At 70.5% G+C, this 20,660-nt stretch carries 19 protein-coding genes and 1 riboswitch; of the genes, 7 read left to right on the top strand and 12 right to left on the bottom strand.

Going from position 1 to position 20,660, the window contains the following annotated elements; genetic code table 11:
• Position 1: 1 nt before the first annotated feature.
• A complete protein-coding gene (locus ACFVW6_RS28470; RefSeq protein ID WP_378827031.1) occupies positions 2 to 1,462 on the bottom strand; it encodes an ABC-F family ATP-binding cassette domain-containing protein in 1,461 nt (486 codons plus the stop codon).
• A 91-nt stretch (positions 1,463 to 1,553) separates the two neighbouring features.
• Here ACFVW6_RS28470 and ACFVW6_RS28475 point away from each other — a divergent pair, with 91 nt between their 5' ends.
• Positions 1,554 to 2,159 carry a TetR/AcrR family transcriptional regulator gene (locus ACFVW6_RS28475; RefSeq protein ID WP_378826426.1) on the top strand — a complete coding sequence of 202 codons (606 nt, stop codon included), beginning with the start codon at positions 1,554 to 1,556 and terminating at the stop codon, positions 2,157 to 2,159.
• A gap of 72 nt (positions 2,160 to 2,231) precedes the next feature.
• Here ACFVW6_RS28475 and gcvP read toward each other — a convergent pair whose 3' ends face one another.
• The 7 genes from gcvP to ACFVW6_RS28510 all read right to left on the bottom strand — a co-directional run bounded on the left by gcvP (position 2,232) and on the right by ACFVW6_RS28510 (position 9,334).
• Entirely contained in the window at positions 2,232 to 5,042 is a 2,811-nt protein-coding gene (gene gcvP / locus ACFVW6_RS28480) for an aminomethyl-transferring glycine dehydrogenase (protein ID WP_378826428.1), read from the bottom strand.
• A gap of 158 nt (positions 5,043 to 5,200) precedes the next feature.
• Positions 5,201 to 5,300, bottom strand: a riboswitch (glycine riboswitch).
• Between the two features lie 75 nt (positions 5,301 to 5,375).
• Positions 5,376 to 5,933, bottom strand: a complete 558-nt coding sequence (locus ACFVW6_RS28485; protein WP_355278472.1) for a MerR family transcriptional regulator — start codon at positions 5,931 to 5,933, stop codon at positions 5,376 to 5,378.
• A 169-nt stretch (positions 5,934 to 6,102) separates the two neighbouring features.
• The gene (locus ACFVW6_RS28490) at positions 6,103 to 6,576 is read right to left on the bottom strand and encodes a bifunctional nuclease family protein (RefSeq protein ID WP_019046780.1); all 474 of its coding nucleotides are present in this window, start codon (positions 6,574 to 6,576) and stop codon (positions 6,103 to 6,105) included.
• 155 nt (positions 6,577 to 6,731) lie between these two features.
• Entirely contained in the window at positions 6,732 to 7,523 is a 792-nt protein-coding gene (locus ACFVW6_RS28495) for a MerR family transcriptional regulator (RefSeq protein ID WP_355278475.1), read from the bottom strand.
• A 70-nt stretch (positions 7,524 to 7,593) separates the two neighbouring features.
• Positions 7,594 to 8,079 (bottom strand): FHA domain-containing protein, encoded by a 486-nt coding sequence (locus ACFVW6_RS28500; protein ID WP_110041099.1) that lies wholly within the window; start codon positions 8,077 to 8,079, stop codon positions 7,594 to 7,596.
• Positions 8,080 to 8,257: 178 nt separating this feature from the next.
• Positions 8,258 to 8,656, bottom strand: a complete 399-nt coding sequence (gcvH, locus tag ACFVW6_RS28505) for a glycine cleavage system protein GcvH (protein WP_355278478.1) — start codon at positions 8,654 to 8,656, stop codon at positions 8,258 to 8,260.
• A 42-nt stretch (positions 8,657 to 8,698) separates the two neighbouring features.
• A complete protein-coding gene (locus ACFVW6_RS28510; RefSeq protein ID WP_355278481.1) occupies positions 8,699 to 9,334 on the bottom strand; it encodes a CDP-alcohol phosphatidyltransferase family protein in 636 nt (211 codons plus the stop codon).
• 122 nt (positions 9,335 to 9,456) lie between these two features.
• On the opposite strand from ACFVW6_RS28510, the gene ACFVW6_RS28515 reads away from it, so the two are divergent.
• From ACFVW6_RS28515 to ACFVW6_RS28525, 3 genes are all read left to right on the top strand, one after another.
• Positions 9,457 to 10,845, top strand: a complete 1,389-nt coding sequence (locus tag ACFVW6_RS28515) for a DUF2252 domain-containing protein (RefSeq protein ID WP_378826433.1) — start codon at positions 9,457 to 9,459, stop codon at positions 10,843 to 10,845.
• 113 nt (positions 10,846 to 10,958) lie between these two features.
• A complete protein-coding gene (locus ACFVW6_RS28520; protein WP_355278486.1) occupies positions 10,959 to 11,837 on the top strand; it encodes a nuclease-related domain-containing protein in 879 nt (292 codons plus the stop codon).
• Between the two features lie 31 nt (positions 11,838 to 11,868).
• Positions 11,869 to 12,474 (top strand): phosphatase PAP2 family protein, encoded by a 606-nt coding sequence (locus tag ACFVW6_RS28525; protein WP_378826435.1) that lies wholly within the window; start codon positions 11,869 to 11,871, stop codon positions 12,472 to 12,474.
• On the opposite strand, the gene ACFVW6_RS28530 is transcribed toward ACFVW6_RS28525, so the two are convergent.
• From ACFVW6_RS28530 to ACFVW6_RS28545, 4 genes are all read right to left on the bottom strand, one after another.
• Entirely contained in the window at positions 12,471 to 14,402 is a 1,932-nt protein-coding gene (locus tag ACFVW6_RS28530; protein ID WP_378826438.1) for an acyl-CoA dehydrogenase, read from the bottom strand. The two genes, ACFVW6_RS28525 and ACFVW6_RS28530, sit on opposite strands and share 4 nt — an antisense overlap.
• Before the next feature lie 75 nt (positions 14,403 to 14,477).
• Positions 14,478 to 15,452, bottom strand: a complete 975-nt coding sequence (locus ACFVW6_RS28535) for an NAD-dependent epimerase/dehydratase family protein (protein WP_378826440.1) — start codon at positions 15,450 to 15,452, stop codon at positions 14,478 to 14,480.
• A complete protein-coding gene (locus ACFVW6_RS28540; protein ID WP_378826442.1) occupies positions 15,449 to 16,627 on the bottom strand; it encodes an NADH:flavin oxidoreductase in 1,179 nt (392 codons plus the stop codon). Before ACFVW6_RS28540 ends, ACFVW6_RS28535 begins: the two co-directional genes overlap by 4 nt.
• A complete protein-coding gene (locus ACFVW6_RS28545) occupies positions 16,624 to 17,205 on the bottom strand; it encodes a helix-turn-helix domain-containing protein (RefSeq protein ID WP_355278499.1) in 582 nt (193 codons plus the stop codon). Before ACFVW6_RS28545 ends, ACFVW6_RS28540 begins: the two co-directional genes overlap by 4 nt.
• Positions 17,206 to 17,323: 118 nt before the next feature.
• Between ACFVW6_RS28545 and ACFVW6_RS28550 the strand changes: the two genes are divergently transcribed.
• The 3 genes from ACFVW6_RS28550 to ACFVW6_RS28560 are packed head-to-tail and all read left to right on the top strand — an operon-like array spanning position 17,324 to position 20,541.
• The gene (locus tag ACFVW6_RS28550) at positions 17,324 to 17,971 is read left to right on the top strand and encodes a TetR family transcriptional regulator (RefSeq protein ID WP_355278502.1); all 648 of its coding nucleotides are present in this window, start codon (positions 17,324 to 17,326) and stop codon (positions 17,969 to 17,971) included.
• A gap of 3 nt (positions 17,972 to 17,974) precedes the next feature.
• Positions 17,975 to 18,913: an ATP-binding cassette domain-containing protein gene (locus ACFVW6_RS28555; protein WP_378826447.1), complete on the top strand. Its 939-nt coding sequence runs from the start codon at positions 17,975 to 17,977 to the stop codon at positions 18,911 to 18,913.
• Positions 18,910 to 20,541 carry an ABC transporter permease gene (locus tag ACFVW6_RS28560; RefSeq protein ID WP_378826449.1) on the top strand — a complete coding sequence of 544 codons (1,632 nt, stop codon included), beginning with the start codon at positions 18,910 to 18,912 and terminating at the stop codon, positions 20,539 to 20,541. The genes ACFVW6_RS28555 and ACFVW6_RS28560 overlap by 4 nt, the downstream gene beginning before the upstream one ends.
• The last annotated feature ends 119 nt before the right edge of the window (positions 20,542 to 20,660 follow it).

A 20,660-nucleotide genomic window follows, 5' to 3' on the forward strand; every position in this document is an offset into this window, starting at 1 on the left:
GTCAGCCAAAGTCTTCGATTCCCTTCTGCATTCCCCGGAACCGCCTGCGCAGCGCCCGGTCGTGCGAGACGACCACGACCGCGCCCCGGTAGTCGTCCAGCGCGCGTTCCACCTCGTCGACCAGGGTCAGCGACAGGTGGTTGGTCGGTTCGTCGAGCAGCAGCAGATCGTGGTCGCCCGCGAGCACCCGCGCCAGGGACAGTCGGCGTCGCTGGCCCTCCGACAAGGTCCCGACCGGACGATCCAGCAGTTCGGGCGCGAACAGCCCGGTCGCCAGCAGCGCGGCCCGGCCGAAGCCATAAGCCTCGGTGACGCTGCGGTCCGGCTCGAATCGCTCTTCCTGCCGCAGGTAACCCACCCGGCCGGGCGCTGCCGCGTGCAGCGCGTCGAGCAGGGTCGATTTGCCCGCGCCGTTGGGTCCGTGGATGAGCAGCCGTCCCCGGGCGCCCAGCGTCACGGGACCGATGACGAACTCCGTGTCCGATCCGGCCGCCGCGAATCGCCCACGGAAGCGCAGGGGTTCGGGCGGTCGGGGCACCGGATCCTCTCGCAGGCGGCGCAGGCGTTCGGCGGTCCGGCGCACCCGGGAGGCGACCGAGCTCTGCACCCGGCCCGCGTTGCGGTCGTAGGCCATCTTGTTGTTGTCGGTCATCGCCCGTCCGTGCGCGACCCGCACCGCGGTCGTCGTCGCGAACTCCTCCAGCCGGCCGATCTCGGCGCGCCACTGGGCGTACTCCTGCTCCCAGCGCACCCGCGCGGCCGCCTTCTCGGTCAGGAACCCGCTGTAGCCGCCACCGAATCGGGTCAGGCCACGATCGGCCACCTCGAGGATCGCGGTCACGACGCGGTCGAGGAAGATCCGGTCGTGCGAGACCAGGACGACCGTGCCGCGATGGCCGCGCAGCCGCTCCTCGAGCCAGCTCAGCGCGCTCTCGTCGAGGTGATTGGTCGGCTCGTCGAGCAGCAGTACCTCCGGCGAGGCGGCGAGCAGACAGGCCAGGCCGAGCCGGGCCCGCTCGCCGCCGGAGAGACTGTCCAGCCGTCGCGACCGATCGATCCCGCCCAGCCCGAGTCCGTGCAGCGACGCCGCCACCCTGGCGTCGGCCGCGTAGCCGTCGCGCGCCTCGAAGCGGGTGAGCAGGGCCCCGTAGCGATCCATGTCCTGCGCCTCGGCGGCGGCCTGCATCGCACGCTCGAGCTCGCGCAGCTCCGCCAGCGCCTGCTCGACGGCCGCCGCGACGGTGTCGCCGGACAGCGTCTGGGCGAGGTGGCCGAGCCCGCCCTCGGCGGTCACGGTGATCGATCCGGCGTCGGCGTGCTCGGCTCCGGCCAGCAGCCGCAGCAGGGTCGACTTCCCCGCGCCGTTCTCCCCGACGATGCCGATCCGCTCGCCGGGCCGGATCGTCGCCGTCACCGCGTCGAGTACCGGCCGGTCCGCGTAGGCCTTCGACACGCCCCGCATGGTCAGTTGAGTGGTCAAACAGCGCTCCAATCGCAACTTGTGTAGCTTTAACCATACGGACACTCGACCACTAACGCAACAGGAGTAGATTTTGGAACCGCAACGGCGCCCCGGTGGGCGCAGCGCCCGAGTGCGGGAGGCCGTCCTCGACGCGACGACGGCCGAGCTCGCCGAACACGGCTACCAGGGCCTGACCGTCGACGCCGTCGCGCAGCGGGCCGGGGTGCACAAGACCACCGTCTACCGGCGCTGGCGTAGCCCCGAGGGCCTGGTCGCCGACGCGCTCGACCTGGCCGCGGGCCGATCGTGGGCCATCCCCGACACCGGCACCCTCACCGGCGATCTGCGCGCCCTCACCGAGCTCGTGCGTACCGGGTTCACCGACCCCGAATCAGGTCCGGTGGCAACGGCTTTCGTCACCGCGGGGCTGCAACATCCCACGGCGGCCGAGGCCCTGCGGACCTTCTACGCGGCACGGCACGCCGAGGCCGCGGTGATCGTCGACCGGGCGATCGCGCGCGGCGAACTCGGACCGGAGGTGGCCGGCACCGAGGTGGTCCGGTTCGCGGTGGCACCGCTGTTCCACCGGTTGTTCGTCACCCACGAGCCGGTGACCACCGCGCACGCGCACCAGGCCGCCGACGCGGCGATCGCGCTCGCCCGCGCGGGATTGCTGACCGGCGAGCAGGCGACGTGATCCCGGAGCGGGCGGCCGACGACGAAAAAGGGCCCCGCCGAACTGATTTCGGCGGGGCCCTCGCTCGAGTTGTCAGTCCTCGTACGCGTCCAGCGGCGGGCAGGAGCAGACCAGGTTGCGGTCGCCGAACGCACCGTCGATGCGACGCACCGGGGGCCACACCTTGGGGCGGGTGTGCCCGATACCGCGCGGGTAGACCGCGACCTCACGGCTGTACGGGTGGTCCCACTCGCCGACCAGGCTCGCCGCGGTGTGCGGTGCGCCGCGCAGCGGGTTGTCGGTCACCGGCCACACCCCGGCGCCGACCTGGTCGATCTCGCCGCGGATCGCGATCATGGCCGCGATGAACTCGTCGAGTTCCTCGAGGTTCTCGCTCTCGGTGGGCTCCACCATCAGGGTGCCCGCCACCGGGAAGCTCATGGTGGGCGCGTGGAAGCCGTAGTCGGCCAGGCGCTTGGCCACGTCGTCGACGGTGACGCCGGTCTGCTTGGTGATCTCGCGCAGGTCGAGGATGCACTCGTGCGCGACCATGCCGTTCTCGCCGGTGTAGAGCACCGGGAAGTAGGCGTCGAGGCGGCGGGCGATGTAGTTGGCCGAGGCGATCGCGGTCAGCGTCGCCGCGCGCAGGCCGTCGGCGCCCATCATCCGGATGTAGGCCCAGGTGATCGGCAGGATCGAGGCCGACCCGTAGTTCGCCGCCGACACCGCGTGCGAGCCCGTCTCGCGCGGGTCGCCGGGCAGGTACCGGGTCAGATGCGCGCGCACCGCGACCGGGCCGACGCCGGGACCGCCGCCGCCGTGCGGGATGCAGAAGGTCTTGTGCAGGTTCAGATGGCTGACATCGCCACCGAAGCGGCCCGGACGCGCCAGGCCGACCAGGGCGTTGAGGTTGGCGCCGTCGACGTAGACCTGACCGCCCGCGTCGTGCACGAGCGCGCACAGCTCGGCCACCTCGTGCTCGTACACGCCGTGCGTGGACGGGTAGGTGATCATGATGCAGGCCAGCCGGTCGGCGTGGTCGGCGATCTTGGCGCGCAGGTCGTCGAGGTCGACGTCACCGTTCTCGCGGCACTTCACGACCTCGACCCGCATGCCGACCATCGCCGCCGAGGCCGCGTTGGTGCCGTGCGCGCTGGACGGGATCAGGCAGGTGTCGCGGTGGTCGTCGCCGCGATCGAGGTGGTAGCGGCGGATCGCGAGCAGGCCCGCGTACTCGCCCTGGCTACCGGCGTTGGGCTGCAGGCTCACCGCGTCGTAGCCGGTGATCTCCGCGAGCCACTGCTCGAGGTCGCCGATCAGCTTCAGGATGCCGGGCACGTCCTCGGTGGGCGCGAACGGGTGCAGGCGGGCGAAGCCGGGCCAGGTGATGGCCTCCATCTCGGCGGTCGCGTTGAGCTTCATGGTGCAGGAACCGAGCGGAATCATGCTGCGGTCCAGCGCGATGTCCTTGTCCGACAGCGAACGCAGGTAGCGCAGCATGGCGGTCTCGGTGTGGTGGCGGGTGAAGGCCGGATGCGTCAGGTAGTCCGAGGTGCGGGTCTCGATGGCGGCGGGCTCGGCGCCCGCGCTCGCGTCGGGAGCCTGTGCGGTGCCGAAGGATTCGACGACGGCGGCCACGTGCGCGTCGGTGGTGGCCTCGTCGCAGGCGATCGCCACGTGGTCGGCGTCGACCAGGCGCAGGTTGATCCCCTGCGACTTCGCCTTGGCGACAACGGCTTCCGCGCCACCGGGGACGTGCGCCAGGACGGTGTCGAAGAAGGTGTCGTGCACCAGCGCCGCACCGATCCCCGACGCCACGGCCGCCGCGTGCGCGTGCACCCGGCGGGCGATGGCGCGCAGCCCGTTCGCACCGTGGTAGCTGGCGTACATGGCGGCCACGATGGCCAGCAGGACCTGCGCGGTACAGATGTTGGAGGTGGCCTTCTCGCGGCGGATGTGCTGCTCGCGCGTCTGCAGGGCCAGGCGGTAGGCGGGCGCGCCGTCGGCGTCGACCGACACGCCGACCAGCCGGCCCGGCAGCTGCCGGGCGAAGGCGGTGCGCACCGCGAGGTAGCCGGCGTGCGGGCCGCCGAAGCCCATCGGCACGCCGAAGCGCTGGGTGGTGCCGAAGCACACGTCGGCGCCCTGCTCACCGGGCGGGGTGATCAGCGTCAGCGCCAGCAGGTCGGCGCCCGCGGCGACCAGCGCACCGCGCTCGTGGGCGGCGGCGCACAGCGCGGTCCAGTCGACGATCCGGCCGGACGCGCCGGGGGTCTGCACGATGACGCCGAAGAACTCGCCCTCGGGCAGCACGCCGGTGGACAGGTCGGCCTCGACGAGCTCGATGCCCAGCGGCTCGGCCCTGGTGCCGATGATGGTCTTGGTCTGCGGGAACAGATCGGCGTCGAGCAGCAGCCGGTTCGATTTCGACTTGCCCGCGCGGCGCAGCAGCGTCATCGCCTCGGCGGCGGCGGTGGCCTCGTCGAGCATGGAGGCGTTGGCGACGTCCATGCCGGTCAGATCCGACACCATGGTCTGGAAGTTGAGCAGCGCCTCGAGCCTGCCCTGGCTGATCTCGGGCTGGTACGGGGTGTAGGCGGTGTACCAGGCCGGGTTCTCCAGCAGGTTGCGCACCAGCACCGGCGGGGTCAGCGTGTCGTAGTAGCCCAGGCCGATCATCGAGGTGGCGACGGTGTTGGAGTGCGCCAGCGTGGCCAGTTCGGCGAGGACCTCGTGCTCGGTGGCGGGCGCGGGCAGCGCGCCGAGGCCGGACTCGTCGAGGATGGTCGCGGGCAGCGCCGTGGTCGCGAGCGCGTCGAGGGACTCGACGCCGACGGTCGCGAGGATCCGGGCGAGTTCGTCGGAATCGGGTCCGATGTGGCGGTCGGCGAACGAACGGGTCACGGCAGCTCCAAGGTCGGGCGGGTCGACCAGGTGGTCGACGGGTACCAGCCCTCCCCCTCTGTCGTGGCGCCTGAGAGATTCGGTGACCCGACCGCGGACGGCCGTGCCCCTTTCCCCGTGGGCGGGCAGCCTGCAGCCACCGCTTTCCAGAGGCGTCGAATCACCGTGCGGTCCCTGTTGCCTGAGAGATTGACGGGGAGGTGCTGCTCCTTCGGCGCCCGGACTCTCACGACTCCGGGACTCTCCCGCACGGCGGCGACGCGTCATCAAGTCTAGATGCAGCAAACCCCCGGCCGCGCCACCTGGGGCACGCCGGGGGTGTAGTGCTCGTCACTACCCGGTCTTACGGTTCTCCCGGACCTTGCGGCGAAAGGACAGTTCGTCCTCGGGTCGATCGGTGATCTCGGTGGCCCGTTCGGCCGGGAAGTCGGCGATCGCCCCGGTCAGTTCCCGCATGGCGCCGCTGACCGCGATCCCGAAGACACCCTGCCCGCCCTGCAGTAAATCGACGACCTCCTCGGGCGAGGTGCACTCGTACACCGTGGTCCCGTCGGAGAACAGCGTGATCCCGGCCAGATCCTGCACGCCGCGGCTGCGCAGGTGATCGACGGCGATCCGGATGTTCTGTAAAGAGACGCCCGCGTCCAACAGTCGCTTCACGATCTTGAGGACCAGGATGTCCTTGAACGAGTACAGCCGCTGACTGCCCGACCCGGCGGCGCCACGGATCGACGGTACGACCAGCCCGGTGCGGGCCCAGTAGTCGAGTTGCCGGTAGGTGATGCCCGCGACCTGACACGCGCTCGGCACCCGGTAGCCGACGAGATCATCCGGAACCGAGTCGTCCGGGAACAAGCCAGGCTGCACCACATCCTGCGATTGCTCTTCCACTGACCACTCCTTGCTCTGCCGACGTTCTCGAGTACCGGAGTCACGACGGATGTTGCCCGACTTTCGAGGTTACTCCTGCCATTGTCGGACCTGCACTGTTGTCGCACCAAGCACCGCGCGCGGCGATTCCCTCGACCTCTACTTCAGGTCTAGAAGATCGTGATGTGAATCAGCTGTCCGTGGCCTTGAAGTCGTCGGGCGAGACGGACTCGAGGAACTCCTTGAACTTCTCCACCTCGTCCTCGCGCTCGTCGGGCATCACCAGCCCGGCCTCGGCCAGGACCGGCTCCTCGGCGAAGATCGGGCAGCCGACGCGCAGCGCGATGGCCACCGAGTCCGAGGGCCGGGCCGAGACCCGCAGGTCGCCGTCGAAGACCAGATCGGCGTAGAAGGTGCCCTCCTGCAGATCGACGATCCGCACTTCCTTGAGGGTGTGCCCGAGTTCGGTGATCAGAATCTTGATCAAATCGTGAGTGAGCGGGCGGATCGGCGTGACCCCCTCCTGCTCGAGCACGATCGCGGTCGCCTCGGCCTGCCCGATCCAGATCGGCAGGTAGCGCTCGCCCGCCGCTTCCCGCAGCAGCAGCACGGGCTGGTTCTGTGGCTGCTCGACACGGATGCCGATGACGCGCATCTCGCTCATGAGTTCTTGCCTCCCATACTCGCCGCCGGCCGGCAGGACCGCTGCCCAGCTCGCCGTAACCACGAGTCTAGGCGAATTCCGGGCGGTGCAACGCGGACGCCCGAGCCGAAATCGGCGTGTTGCCGGGGTGATACCCGATCCGGTGGCCGGGTGTGTCAGTTGCCGAGCGCGGCCCGCACGGCCGCCTTCACCAGCGCCGCGTGCAGGTTCAGCGACAGGGCCGCCAGTTCGCGGACGGTCTCCTCGGCGCGGGCGCGCGCGTCGGCGTCACGGCTCTTGGCGATCGGCGCGGCGATCTGGGCGACCAGGGCCGCTTCCCGATCGGCGGCCAGTTTGAACGCGCGCAGATGCCGGGCCTCCAGGCCGAATTCGGCCATCGATTTGGCCGCGTGCGCCAGCGTCACCGCGTCGGATTCGAAGAAGCCGCCCGCACCGGGGACGATGAGTCCGGCGCGCAGCAGGTCGTCGAGGAAACGGTCGTCGATGCCCGCCTTGGCGAGCAGATCGGCCCGGGTGAGCCGGACCCCGACGTCGAAGCGCAATTCGTCCGGCGTGATCTCGCCGGGGACGACGCCGAGCCGGCGGGGCGGAGCCGGACTGGCCTCGCCGTCGGTCTCCGCGCGCGCGGCGCCGGACCGCGACTGCCCGGCCTCCGCGGCACTGTGGTGGGAGTGCGCCCTGGCACGCGCTTCACGCACGCCCAGGGTCGCCGCACCGCTGTCGATCGCTTCGAGCTGCTCCTTGATCACCTTCAGCGGCAGGTACTGATCGCGTTGCGCGGTCAGGACGAAGCGCAGCCGCTCGTAGTCGGCCACCGAGAACCGCCGGTACCCCGACGGCGTTCGTTCCGGCCGGATCAGGCCCTCGGATTCGAGGAACCGGATCTTCGAGATGGTGATGTCAGGAAAATCTGGTCGCAGCAGGTCGAGCACGGAGCCGATCGACATTCCTCCGCGCGCCCACTGCGCCGCCCCCGTCACAGCACTGCGCCCAGCACGGACACCAGCACCGTAGGGGTCATCGCGACCCCGCGCCCGACGCCGACTCGTTCGCCTGCGCGCGCGGACCGGTCAGGAAGACCAGCCGGAACTTGCCGATCTGGACCTCGTCGCCGTTCTGCAGCTCCGAGGAGTCCACCGGCTCCCGGTTGACGTAGGTGCCGTTGAGGCTGCCCACATCGACGACCTGGAACGAGTCGTCGTCCTGACGGAACTCCGCGTGCCGCCGGCTGACGGTGACGTCGTCGAGAAAGATGTCACTGTCGGGATGGCGACCGGCCGAGGTGGTCGGCTGATCCAGCAGGAAGCGCGAGCCCGCGTTCGGACCGCGCTTGACCACCAGGAGAGCCGCGCCGACCGGCAGGCCCTCGACGCCCTGCACCGGCTGTTCGCCGGTCGGCTCTCCGGAGCGCGACGCGTCGACCTCGTTGAGGAAGTCCGCGCGGAAGACCGACGTCGTCTCGGCCGCGGTCTCCCCGTAACCCGGGTCCCTGTTCTCGCTCACCGTTTCTCTCCTCCTCGAACCTGATTATCCATGCAAGCAGGTGCTGTATTCGGCGACACGACCGGCGCGATCACATCGCCAGGAAAAAGATCCCGGCGTCGATTCCCCGACGTATCCGCTTGGCTTTGACCGTACCCTGCCGGGGCGTACCCGTGCAGGGAGAACTGTGAAGGCTTGCTCAGCCCCCGATAACTCCTTGATAACCCGCCGCATCCAGCAGTTCACCCAGTGCGGAATCGAGCGTCGCCGCGTCGTCGAAGGCGAGCTCGAACAGCCAGCCCTCGTCGTACGGATCGGTGTTCAGCGTCTCCGGTGCCGAGACCAGATCCTCGTTCACCGCAACGACTTTGCCGCCCAGCGGGGCGTAGATGTCGGACACGCTCTTGGTCGACTCGACCTCGGCGATGCTCTCGCCCGCGGTCACGTCCTTGTCGACGTCGGGCAGCTGGACGAACACGACGTCACCCAGCTGTGACTGGGCGTAGTCGGTGATGCCGACACGAACCGCCGTGGGGCCGGTCCGCCGCACCCATTCGTGCTCTTCGGTGTAGCGCAGATCCTCGGGGGTCCGGGTCACTGGACGTCCTTTCGTCGTCAACGTTGCACGCAAGAGTATCGACTAGCTCCCGCGGTGCGGCACAGGCGGTATCGATCGCGCGACCGCGACCGCCAGCCCCGCGTAGAGCACCCCGGTCCAGACGTAGAGCGCGGTGCCCCAGATCAGCAGTGCCCAGCCGAAGGCCCAGCCGAAACCCGCCCCTGCCCAGTCCATCTCCCCGGTGAGCAGCCACGGCAGGGCCGACATCAGCGCGAAGGTGGCCGCCTTGCCCAGGTAGATCACCTCGGGCGCGGGCAGGTCACGGCGCTTGTATACCGACAGGGTCACGGTGAGTACCAGATCGCGACCGATCAGGATCACGGCGATCCACCACGGGATCAGCCCGCGTGCGACGAACGCCACGAGCGTCGTCACGAGGTATAACCGGTCGACCAGTGGATCGAGCAGCGCGCCGAGCCGCGAGGACTGGTCGAGCAGGCGGGCGAGTTTGCCGTCGAGGAAATCGGTGACACCGCTGGCGATCAGCAGGGTGAACGCCCAGCCGTCGGCATGGCGGACCAGCATCAACCACAGGAATATCGGGATACCGATCAGCCGGAGCAGGCTCAGCACATTGGGCACGGTCAGGATGCGGTCGCTGAACACGCCACCGGTTTCGGTGTCGTTGATGCCCGGCGGTCCCGATTCGGTTGCCACGCCCCTGCATACCGCACGAACCCCCGCTCGCGCCATCCGGCCACGCCGAAAACCTTCGGGCGTGTCCGGTTGCCACGCGGTCGCGATGCCCACCGTCCCCCGACCCGCTAGCCTGGGCGGTTGTGTCCGACAGTGGTCCAGATCTGCGCTCCTACGTTTCCGCCGAGGACGCCCGTGCGCGCGGCCGCGCCGCCCGGCAGCGCGTGCCGTTCGACGCGGCCGACCGGGTCGTCGAGAGCCCCGACCGGCCGACGGTGCTCGAGTTCGTCGAGGCGAGCAACGAGGGCCGGATCGAGCGGCTGATCCCACTGCGGATCGGCCGGATGACCGCGTCGCCGTTCACCTTCTTCCGCGGCGCCGCCGGGCTGATGGCGGCCGACCTGGCCGCCGGCCCCGACAGCGGGCTGCCCGCCCAGATCTGCGGCGACGCGCACGCCGCCAACTTCGGCCTCTACGGCACCCAGCGCGGCGAGATCGTGATGGATATCAACGACTTCGACGAGACCGTGCTCGGGCCCTGGGAATGGGACCTGCGGCGGCTGGCCGCCAGCCTGGTGCTGGCCGGGCGCGAGAGCGGCGCCGCCGAGGACGACTGCGTGCGCGCCGCGCGCGACGCCGCCCGCTTCTACCGGCAGACCGCGGGCGAACTCGCCGAGATGCCGTTCATGCAGTCCTGGACCGCGCTGCCCGACGAGTCGATTCTGGGCAAGGCCAAGGCCGACGACCTGATCGACGACTTCAAGAAGGCCGCCAAGAAGGCCCGCAAGAACACCAGCGCCAAGGTCGTGGCGAAGTGGACCGAGCACCTCGACGATCACGAGACCGGCATCCGCAAGCACCGCTTCGTCAGCGACCCGCCGATCCTGACCCCGGTCGACGCGCCGGTCGCCGACGCGGTGATCGACGGCCTCGAGCGCTACGCGAGCACTATCCGCGAGTCCCGTCGCGCCCTGCTCGCCCGCTTCGCGGTCTCGGATGTGGCCTTCCGGATCGTCGGCACCGGCAGCGTCGGCCTGCACAGCTATGTCGCGCTGCTGCACGGCAACGACGGCGAGTCGCTGGTGTTGCAGGTCAAACAGGCCAGGCCGTCGGCGCTGGCCCCGTTCCTGCCGCCGGTCGCGCCGCGCCACGAGGGCGAGCGCATCGTGGCGGGCGCGCGCAGCGTGCAGTCCGAGACCGACATTCTGCTCGGCTGGACCACCGTCGACCTGGACGAGCCACTGCCGTTCGTCGTGCGCCAGTTCCGCAATCTCAAAGGCAGCATCGACCCGGCCGGGCTCTCGGCCGACGACCTCGACGACTACGGCAGGCTCGCGGGCGCGCTGCTGGCGCGGGCGCACTCGCGTTCGCTGGACCCGCGCACCCTGGCCGGCTACCTCGAGGCCGACGACGACGCGTTCGAGGAGGCCGTGGCCGCCTACGCGGTACGTTATGCCGATCGGACCGAGGCCGATCACGCCGAACTCGTCGCCGCCGTCGCGGCGGGCAAGATCGCCGCCGAACCGAGCTGAACACCTCCCGGCGTCCTGCCGGGCATCCACCGGTTGTCGAGCTACGATGTACGCCAACGGTTCTCGGCCCGCGGCGCCAACGACCCAGAAGGGCGGACTCCATGCTCGTGCGCGTGCAGAATGCGGCAGGCACCGATGCCGAGCTCGCACTCATCGATTGGCTGCGCACGTGGAAGGACCCGTCGAGCCCGCACGGCGTCGCCACGATCAACTGCGGCCTATTCCACAACGACCGGCTGCACCAGCTCGACGCGGTGGTGTGGACACCGACCAGCTGCGTGATCATCGAGGCCGAGACCTTCGCGGTGCCGCAGGACGGGGTACTGGAGATCCCCCTCAACGGCCCGTGGATGGTCTCCGGCGAGCTCGCCCAGTTCACCGGTGGCGAGAAGTCGACACCGCTGGAGCGCTCGCGGGAACACACCTTCGCCCTGCAGGACTATCTCGCCGCGCGCGGGCTCGGGCAGCGGGCCGTGCACGGGCTCGGCGTCATCGTGCCGCAGCCGGGCGCGCAGATCGACGTGCACCAGGGCTGGAACGATCCGAGTTTCGACGTGATCGTCACCGATGATCCGCACCGGCTCGAGCAGTACTTCGAGATGCTCGCCGCCAAGGAACACAACCTCTGGACGGCCAACGACATCGCCATCGCCTTCCGCGGCCTGGGCATCCTGCCGTTCCTGCCCGCACCGCAGGACCTGCTCAACGAGGGTTTCCTCGGCCCGATCGATGTGACGCTGTGGCACGGTGGCCCCACCCAGGCCCAGGCCGAGCAGTACGCCGAGGAACAGGCCCAGCTCGAGCGCGAACTGGCCTCTCGCGGCCTGGTGGCGCCCTGGTACAGCCCGTGGAAGCTCTACCCGCGGGTCGACGGCGATCTGGACTTCGGTCGCGCGTTCCTGCGGATCACCCTGGCGATCGGCATGATCGTGGCGATCGCGTGGGTGCTGTGGTTCGTGGTGACCGCGGTGCTCACCTACGGCCCCGCCTGAGACGTCACCCGGGGCGGCTATCGTCGCGTCGGTGATCGACCACGTTCCCCCGCGCGCCACGGTCGTCCGCGCGACGGCCATCGGGGCAGGCGCGGCGCTCACCGCCGCGCTGCCGCTGACCTTCCCGGCCGACGGCGGACCGTCCGGACTGGACTCAGCCGTCGCCGACCCGATCACCGCGGCGGTCTCCCCCGGCCTGGCGCAGGTGCTGGTCGCGCCGAGCGACGCGCCGGTCGTGCTGGTGCTGCTGCTGGCGGCGGTGGGCTGGTTCGCGGTGCGGCGCCGATGGTGGGCGGCGGTCATCATGCTCGTGGTCCCCGAGCTCGTGCTGGTGATCAACACGGTGGTGCTGAAACCGCTGTGGGACAGGCGGATGCACGACTACCTCGCCTACCCGAGCGGCCACACGGTCCATATGGTTGCTGTCGCAACGACTTTCGCGTGCCTGGTGACCACTCTCACAGCGCGGGTCGTGATCGCGACGCTCACCGTGCTCGCGCTCGTCGCGATCGTGCCCGGCATGGTCGTGCTCGGCTACCACCGCCCCACCGATGTGCTCGGTGGGGCGGCAGCGGCGGCGTCGTTGGCCCTTGCCCTGTGCCTGCTCGCGGAGCGACTGCGCCCCGGAACGCGCTAGCTCCGGTCGAAAACGCTGGCGTCGTGCAGCATTTCGGCGCGCAGCATGGTCTCCGGCACGCCCATCGCCTCGACCAGGGTCAGCGCGTCCGGGCGCAACCGGTCGACGAGTTCGTTCACGCCGCGGCGCACCGCCTTGGCCCGCTCCACCGACATGAACCGGTGCATGATGTACCAGGACAGGTTCTCCTCCAGCGTGGCGTACACGTAGAGGTCGCAGACGGTTTCGGCGAGCGCCTTGGCGTCGGGGTCGTCGATGGCGGCGATTCCGTCGACGAACTCCTCGAGCACCAGCCGGTCGATGTGCGCGGCGCCGGCGGCGAGGATGTGGTCCTGGGCGTTGTTGAACGCTTCGAACGGGCCGGTGTCGGCGGCCCTGGCACGCAGCCGGTGCGCGGCGGTCCGCAGCAGGTAGTCCTCGCGGTCGGCGAACAGCTGCAGCTGCACCGAGCGCTTGGACAGGTCGCCCTCGTCGACGGATTCGTCGGAGCGATCGCGCAGGGTCTGGATCAGCTGACGCACCCCGGAGCGCTTGCGCACCACGTCACCGGCCATGGTGGCGGCGAACTTCACCCAGCCCAGCGCGTCGAGATCGCGGACCTCGTCGGAGTAGGCGGTGAGCAGTTCCTTGGCGACGAGCTGGGTGAGGACGATGTTGTCGCCTTCGAAGGTGGTGAACACGTCGGTGTCGGCCTTGAGCGTGACGAGGCGGTTCTCGGTGAGATATCCGGCACCGCCGCAGGCTTCGCGACATTCCTGGATGGCCCTGGTGGCGTGCCGGGTCTGGGCGACCTTGAAGCCGGCGGCGCGCTTCTCCAGCGCGCGCTGGGCGCCCGGTTCGGTGTCGCGGCCGCTCTGGATGAGGTCCATCCGGCGGACCAGGTCGTTCTGGGCGAAGGCCAGCGCGAAGGACTTCGCGACCAGCGGCAGCAGCCTGCGCTGGTGGCTGCGGTAGTCCAGCAGCAGCGTTTCCGCGCCGGTGTCGGGGTCGGCGAACTGGCGTCGGGCCAGCGCGTAGCGCACCGCGATGCTCAGCGCCACCCGCGCGCCCGCCGCGGCCGCGCCGCCGACGCTCACCCGGCCGCGCACCAGCGTGCCCAGCGTGGTGAAGAAGCGGCGGCTCGGGTTCTCGATCTCCGAGGAGTAGGTGCCGTCGGGCTCGACGTCGGCGTAGCGGTTGAGCAGGTTCTCCCTGGGCACCCGGACCTGGTCGAACACGATCCGGCCGTTGTCGACGCCGGGCAGCCCGCCCTTGAGACCGTCGTCGTAGGTGGTCACGCCGGGCAGGTCGGCGCCGAGCTCGTCGCGAATGGGGACCAGCAGGCAGTGCACGCCCTGGTTCTCGCCGCCGGTGATCAGCTGGGCGAACACGGCGGCCATGCGGGCGTGCGCCGCCGCGCCGCCGATGTAGTCCTTACGCGCCGACGGGGTCGGGGTGTTGATCACGAATTCCTGGGTGGCCGGGTCGTAGGTGGCCGTGGTCTCCAGGTTGGCGACGTCGCTGCCGTGGCCCGACTCGGTCATCGCGAAGCAGCCGAGCAGGTCGAGGGAGATCAGCCGCTTGATGTAGTCGCGGTGCCGTTCGGTGCCCAGGTTCTCCACGGCGCCGCCGAACAGGCCCCACTGCACACCGGATTTCACCCACAGCGACAGGTCGGCGTAGGCCAGCATCTCCAGGCCCGTCACCGCGCCGCCGGGGTCACCGGTCCCGCCGTTCTCGGAGCGGAAGCCGCGCTCGGGATACCCCATGGTCGCGATGACCCGCATCTGGTCGAGGACGCGCGCCCTGGCGGCGTGGATGTCGAGTTCGGGATCGCCGGTGAAGCGGTCGTCGGCGAGTTGGACTCGTGCCTGGTCCCGGACCGCGCGCCACGGTCCGTCCAGCGCTGCGCGGAGATGTTCTGCCGTCGTCGAGTTGCCGGTAGCCATCCTTCGACCATAATCCGTGCACGCGGCCCGGCGGCGGATTCGCGTTCTCCCTCACATCGTGCCGACGCCGCGTCCTCAGGCGGCGAACATGTCCCGCAGGGACCTCTCGGTGGGCCGCCAGGTCAGTCCGAGCCCGGTCAGCGCGGCCGAATCGTCGGTCGGGGTGTCGGAGGTGAGCAGCCACGCCGCCTCGTAGCCGAACGCGGCGTCGACCTCGACGAACCGCGACGCGACATCCGCGGCGCGGCCCAGCGCCCGGAACATGCCGGGGCGCACCGGAATCCGGCGGATCCGGCGGCCGGAAGCGGTGGCGAGCAGGTCGATGGCGGTGTCGAACGGGACCTGGTGACCGCCACACAGATACCGGCGCGGCCCCTGGCCTGGCACCATCACCGCCGCGTGCAGCTCGGCCACGTCGCGGACGTCGATCATCGCCATCCCGCCGTCGAGCCGGGGCGCGAATCCGCTGCGCAGCATGGTGTTCCAGCCGCGCTCGGTAATGCCGCTGGTACCGGCCAGACCCGGTCCGATCACGCTGGAGGGATAGGTGATCACGACCGGCGCGCCACTGCGCTGCAGTGCCCGGGCGACCCGGTCGGCGGCGGATTTGGTGCGGCCGTAGGCGCTGCGGCCCGTCGCAGTGGGACTGTCCGGGGTCATCACCGGGTCCGGGCACGGGAACAGCGCGCTGTAGCTGGCCACGTGCACGATCGGGTCGAGGCCGGCCAGGGCCGCGCGGCACAGGAGTTCGGCGGTGGCGTCGACATTGACCTGCCACATCAGCGGTTCGCGGCGGTCGTCGGTGGCGACCACACCGGCCGCGTGCAGCACCGCCGCGCAGCCGTCGAGCAGCGCGGTGATCGTGTCGCTGTCGCGCAGGTCGCCGCGGACAACGGTGATGCGGTCGCGGTCGTGCGCGAACTCCGGCCACCACCGGTCCAGCGATTCGCCGGGGTGGACCAGCAGCCGGATCTCGTGACCGTCGGCGAGCAGGGCGGCGACCGTGGGCGCGCCGAGATAGCCGGTGCCCCCGGTGACGGCGATTCTCACGACAGGTTTCCTTCGGCGATCGGCAGCACACAGCGGGTGCCGGTGAAGATGGTCGGCATGCACTCGTTGCAGTGGGTGCAGGCGGCGGTGGTCGTGGTCTCGGCCGCGATCCGGCGCGGCAGGTCGGGTTCGCACAGCAGCGCCCTGCCCATCGCGACGAACTCGAAGCCCTCGGCACGGGCGAGCCGCATGCCGTCGTAGTCGGTGATGCCACCGAGCAGCACGAGCGGCATGCGCAGTGCCGCGCGGAACAGCTGGGCGCGCTCGAGCAGATAGGCGCTGCGGTACGGGTATTCGCGCAGGAACACCGGTCCCGCCACGCGCAGGCCCCAGCTCAGCGGCGGCCCGAAGGTGCGGGCGAAGGACCGCCGTGGTGCGTCGCCGTGGAAGTACAGCATGGGGTTGAGCAGGGAGCTGCCCGCGGTCAGTTCGAGCGCGTCGATGGTCCCGTCGGCCTCGAGCAACTGCGCGACCCGCACCGATTCGGCCGGGCGCAGGCCACCGGCGACCCCGTCGTCCATATTGAGCTTGGCCAGCACGGCCAGGCGGCCACCGACCGCGCCGGCGACGCCCTCGGCGATCTCCCTGGCCAGCCGCGCCCGGTTGACCAGGCTGCCGCCGTAGCCGTCGCGGCGCCGGTTGAGCAGCGGGCTCAGGAAGGCGCTCACCAGGTAGTTGTGGCCGAAGTGGATTTCCACCGCGTCGAACCCGGCCTCCTCGGCCAGCAGGGCGCTGCGCACGTGCGCGGCGACCAGCTCCGCGATGCCGTCGGCGTCGGGGCGCCGGGTCATCCGCATCCCGAGCGGGGAGAACAGCCTGCTCGGCGACAGCGCGGGCACGCGATTGGACGCGGCGTTGGCCACCGGCCCGGCGTGCCCGATCTGCGCCGAGGCCGCGGCGCCCTCGGCGTGGATCGCGTCGGTGAGCTTGCGCAGTCCCGGCACCGCGTCGGGGCGCATCCAGATCTGGTGCCGGTCGGTGCGGCCCTCGGGCGCGACCGCGCAATAGGCGACGGTCGACAGGCCGACACCGCCCGCGGCGATACGGCGATGGAACTCGATCAGCTCGTCGGTGACCAGGGCGTCCGGGGTGCGGCCCTCGAAGGTGGCGGCCTTGATCACGCGGTTGCGCAGGGTGATCGGGCCGAGGGTGGCCGGGGCGAAGATATCGGTCATCGCGCACCCGGTCCCGCGAGTCCGGCCAGCACGAAATCGCGCAGCGTGGCGACGGTGCCCGCCGACGGCGCGTGGCCCGCGCCGAAGCGCATGATCAGCACCTCGAAGGCGAGCAGCCACCGCCGCTGCGCCTCGGCGGGGTCCAGGTCGGGGAGGAAGCGCACCCAGGAGTCGAGCTGGAACCAGTCCCCGGTCCAGCCCACTTCGCGGCGGCCGAGCACCAGTTCGGCGAGCAACCGCAGGTACAGGCGGCCACGCGGATCCGCGGCCAGTTCCGCCAGCGGGCCGATCACCGCGTCCACCACCTCGGCGAGCTCGGCCTCCCGCCGGGCCGCCGCACCGAGCTGTTCGGCCCACAGCGGCGCGAGCCGATCCTCGAGCAGCGCCGCGACCAGCGCGTCCTTGCTGCCGAAGTGATAGTGGACGGCGGCCGGATTGGTCTCGGCGGCGACACACACCGCCCGCACCGAGACCTCCGCCGACGGCTGTGTCAGCAGGAGTTCCTCCGCCGCCGCGAGCAGCCGCTCCCGTGTCTCCACCGACCGCGCGTCGCGGGGCTTCGTACCGATTGATCCCATACCGGCAGCCAACCAGATTTCCATCGTTGTTTCAATCACTATTTCAAACATTGATTGATAACTGGTTCGCCGGAAACTCTTGCTCGCGGATTGAACGAGTGTTTAGTATATTGAACATGTGTTCAGCCAACAGCCCGTACCGCAAGGATCCACCGCCGATCTGACGACCATGGCCCGCATTCGCGATACCGCGATCGACCTGTTCGGTGAACAGGGTTTCGGTGTCGGTGTCCGGGCGATCGCCGCGGCAGCCGGAGTGTCCCCCGGCCTGGTGAACCATCACTTCGGTTCCAAGGACGGCTTGCGCGCCGCCTGCGACGACCGCGTGCTCGAACTCATCCGGGACGAGAAGCTCCGCGTCATCCGCTCGCAGGGTGCCACCGGAATGCTCACCGCCCTGGCCGAGATCGAGATGTACGCCCCGCTGATCGCCTACATGCTGCGCAGCTTCCAAGCCGGCGGCGCCCTGGCCGAGTCCCTGCTCGAGCACATGGTCGCCGACGCGCAGGAGTACATGCAGGCCGCCGTCGAGGCGGGCCAGCTCAAACCGAGCCGCGACCCCGCGGCCCGGGCCAGATACATCGTGCTCTGCCACGTCGGAGCCACCAACCTCTATCTGCAGATGCGAATGCAGCGCGAGGGAAAGCTCGACTACCGCAAGGCGATCCGGGACCTCTCGGACCTGACCACCTTCCCGGCGCTCGAGCTCTACACCCAAGGCATGCTGACCGATTCGACTCTGCTCGACAGCCTCATCGAGGAGTAGACGATGCCCTCCCCCACCACCGATCGGGTCATCGAAGTCCATGGCCTGCGCAAGACCTTCGGCCGGTTCACCGCGCTCGACGGACTCGACCTGCGGGTCGGCCCCGGCGAGATCCACGGTTTCCTCGGCCCCAACGGCGCGGGTAAGTCCACGACGATCCGCGTCCTGCTCGGGGTCCTGCGCTCCTCCGGCGGCGACGCGGCCCTGTTCGGCCGCGACCCGTGGACCGACGCGGTCGCCCTGCATCACCGGATCGCTTACGTCCCAGGCGATGTCACGCTGTGGCCGTCGCTGTCGGGCGGTGAGACGATCGACCTGCTCGCCCGGATGCGCGGCGGACTCGACGAGCACCGCCGCGCCGAACTGATCGAGCGGTTCGAGCTGGACCCGACCAAGAAGGCCCGCACCTATTCCAAGGGCAACCGGCAGAAGGTCGCCCTCGTCTCGGCCTTCTCGGCGAACGCCGATCTGCTGATCCTCGACGAGCCGACCTCGGGCCTGGACCCACTGATGGAGCGGATCTTCCAGGACTGTGTGCGCGAGGCCGCCGCCCGCGGGGCGACGGTGCTGCTGTCGAGCCACATCCTGTCCGAGGTCGAGCATCTCTGCGATCGGGTGACGATCATCCGCGCGGGCCGCACGGTCGAATCCGGCTCACTGGATCAGCTGCGGCACCTGAGCCGCACCGCGATCACGGCCGAATTGATCGGCGACCCGGGCGATGTCGGCGCCCTGCCCGGCGTCGAGGACGTCGAACGCGACGGCTCGACCCTGCGCTGCCAGGTCGACGCCGACCACCTCGGCCGGCTCATCCGGGTCCTGGGTGACGCGGGCGTGCGCAGCCTCACCAGTGCGCCGCCGACCCTCGAGGACCTGTTCCTGCGGCACTACCACGTCGACGCCGACGACGCGGCCGCCCCCGGGGAGAAGGTGCGGGCATGACCACCATCGCCGCCTCCCCCGGGTTCCTCGGAACCACCCGCACCGCAGGCGAATTCGCGGGCACCGCGCAGATGCTGCGGCTGTCTCTGCGCCGCGACCGGATCATCGCCCCGCTGTGGTCGCTGCTGATCGGGCTGATGCCGGCCCTGCAGATCGTCTCGATCAAGGACCTCTACACCACCCAGCAGCAGCTCGACAGCTTCGCCGCGACCACCGCGGCGAGCCCGGCGCTGCTGGCCATGTACGGTCCCGTGTTCAACTCCTCGCTCGGCAGCATCGGCACCTGGAAGGCCGGGGCGATGTATTCGATGATCGCCATCGCCGCGGTGCTGACGGTCATCCGGCACACCAGGGTCGAGGAGGAGACCGGGCGCGCCGAACTCGTCGGCGCCACCAGCATCGGACGCTTCGCCGGGCTCACCGGGGCGCTGCTGCTCACCTTCGGCGCGTCGGCGGTGGCCGGAATCGCCTGTACCGCTTCGCTGCTCGCGACCGATCTGCCGGTCGCGGGGTCGGTGGCCTGGGGTGCGGCGCTGGCCGCGTCGGGCATCGTCTGGGCCGCGGTGGCCGCGGTCGCCGCGCAGTTGAGCAACGGCGCGCGGATCGCGCGCGGCGTCGCGCTCGGCACCCTGGGTGCCGCGTTCGCGATCCGCGCGGTCGGCGACGCCGGAAACGGTGTGCTGTCGTGGTTCTCGCCGCTGGGCTGGTGCCTGCAGATCCGGCCGTACGCGGAGGAACGCTGGTGGGTGCTGGTGCCGCTGGCCGTCGTCGCCACCGGCGCGACGCTGCTCGCCTACCAGCTGCTGCGGACCCGCGACCTCGGTGCCGGTCTGCTGGCCGAACGTCCCGGTCCCGCCGTCGCCGGTGCCGCGCTGTCGGGTCCGGTCGGGCTGGCGTGGCGGTTGCAGCGGGGGTCGATGCTGGCCTGGACCGTCGGTTTCGGCCTGTACGGCCTACTGATCGGCGGTGCGGTGAACAGCATCGGCGGGATGCTCGACGACAGCGGCACCCTGCAGGACGTGGTCACCTCGATGGGCGGGTCGACCGACCTGGAGAAGTCGTTCATCGCCTACGCCGTCACCATGCTCGCCGCGGCCGCCGCCGCGTACTCGGTGTCGGCGGTGCTGCGCCTGCACGAGGAGGAGAACTCCGGTCGCGCCGAGAGTGTGCTGGCGGCGGCGGTCGGCCGGGTGCGCTACGCGTCGAGCCACCTGCTGTTCGCGCTGGCCGGTCCGACCGTCACGCTGCTGGTGGCGGGTCTGGGCATCGGTGTCGTCTGGGGCGCCACCGACGGCGACATCGTCGGCAAGCTCGGCGACGCGCTGAGCGCGGTCGCCGTGCAGCTGCCCGCGGTGTGGGTGGTCACCGCCATCGCGCTGCTGCTGTTCGGTGTGGTGCCGAAGTACGCGTCGCTGGCCTGGGCGGTGCTCAGCGCGATGATCGTCGTGGTCCTGCTCGGCTCGCTGGGGACCTTCCCCCAGTGGCTGATGGATCTGGTGCCGTTCGTGCATCCGCCGAAGCTGCCGGGCGCGGCGTTCGACATCGTCCCGCTCGGGTGGCTGCTGCTGGTCGCGGTGGTGGGAATCGCCGTGGGGCTGACCGCCTTCCGACGGCGCGACCTGCGCTGAGCCGGAGCCGGGGGGGGGGGGGGGGGGGCCCCCCCCCCGGCGGCGGAGGCCCCGGCGCCGCCGGGGGGCGCGCCGGAGGGGGGGGCGCGCAGGACCACCGGGGGGGCCCACGACCAGAT

Origin of the sequence: Nocardia sp. NPDC058244, from assembly GCF_042882065.1 — a bacterium.
GTDB lineage: Bacteria > Actinomycetota > Actinomycetes > Mycobacteriales > Mycobacteriaceae > Nocardia.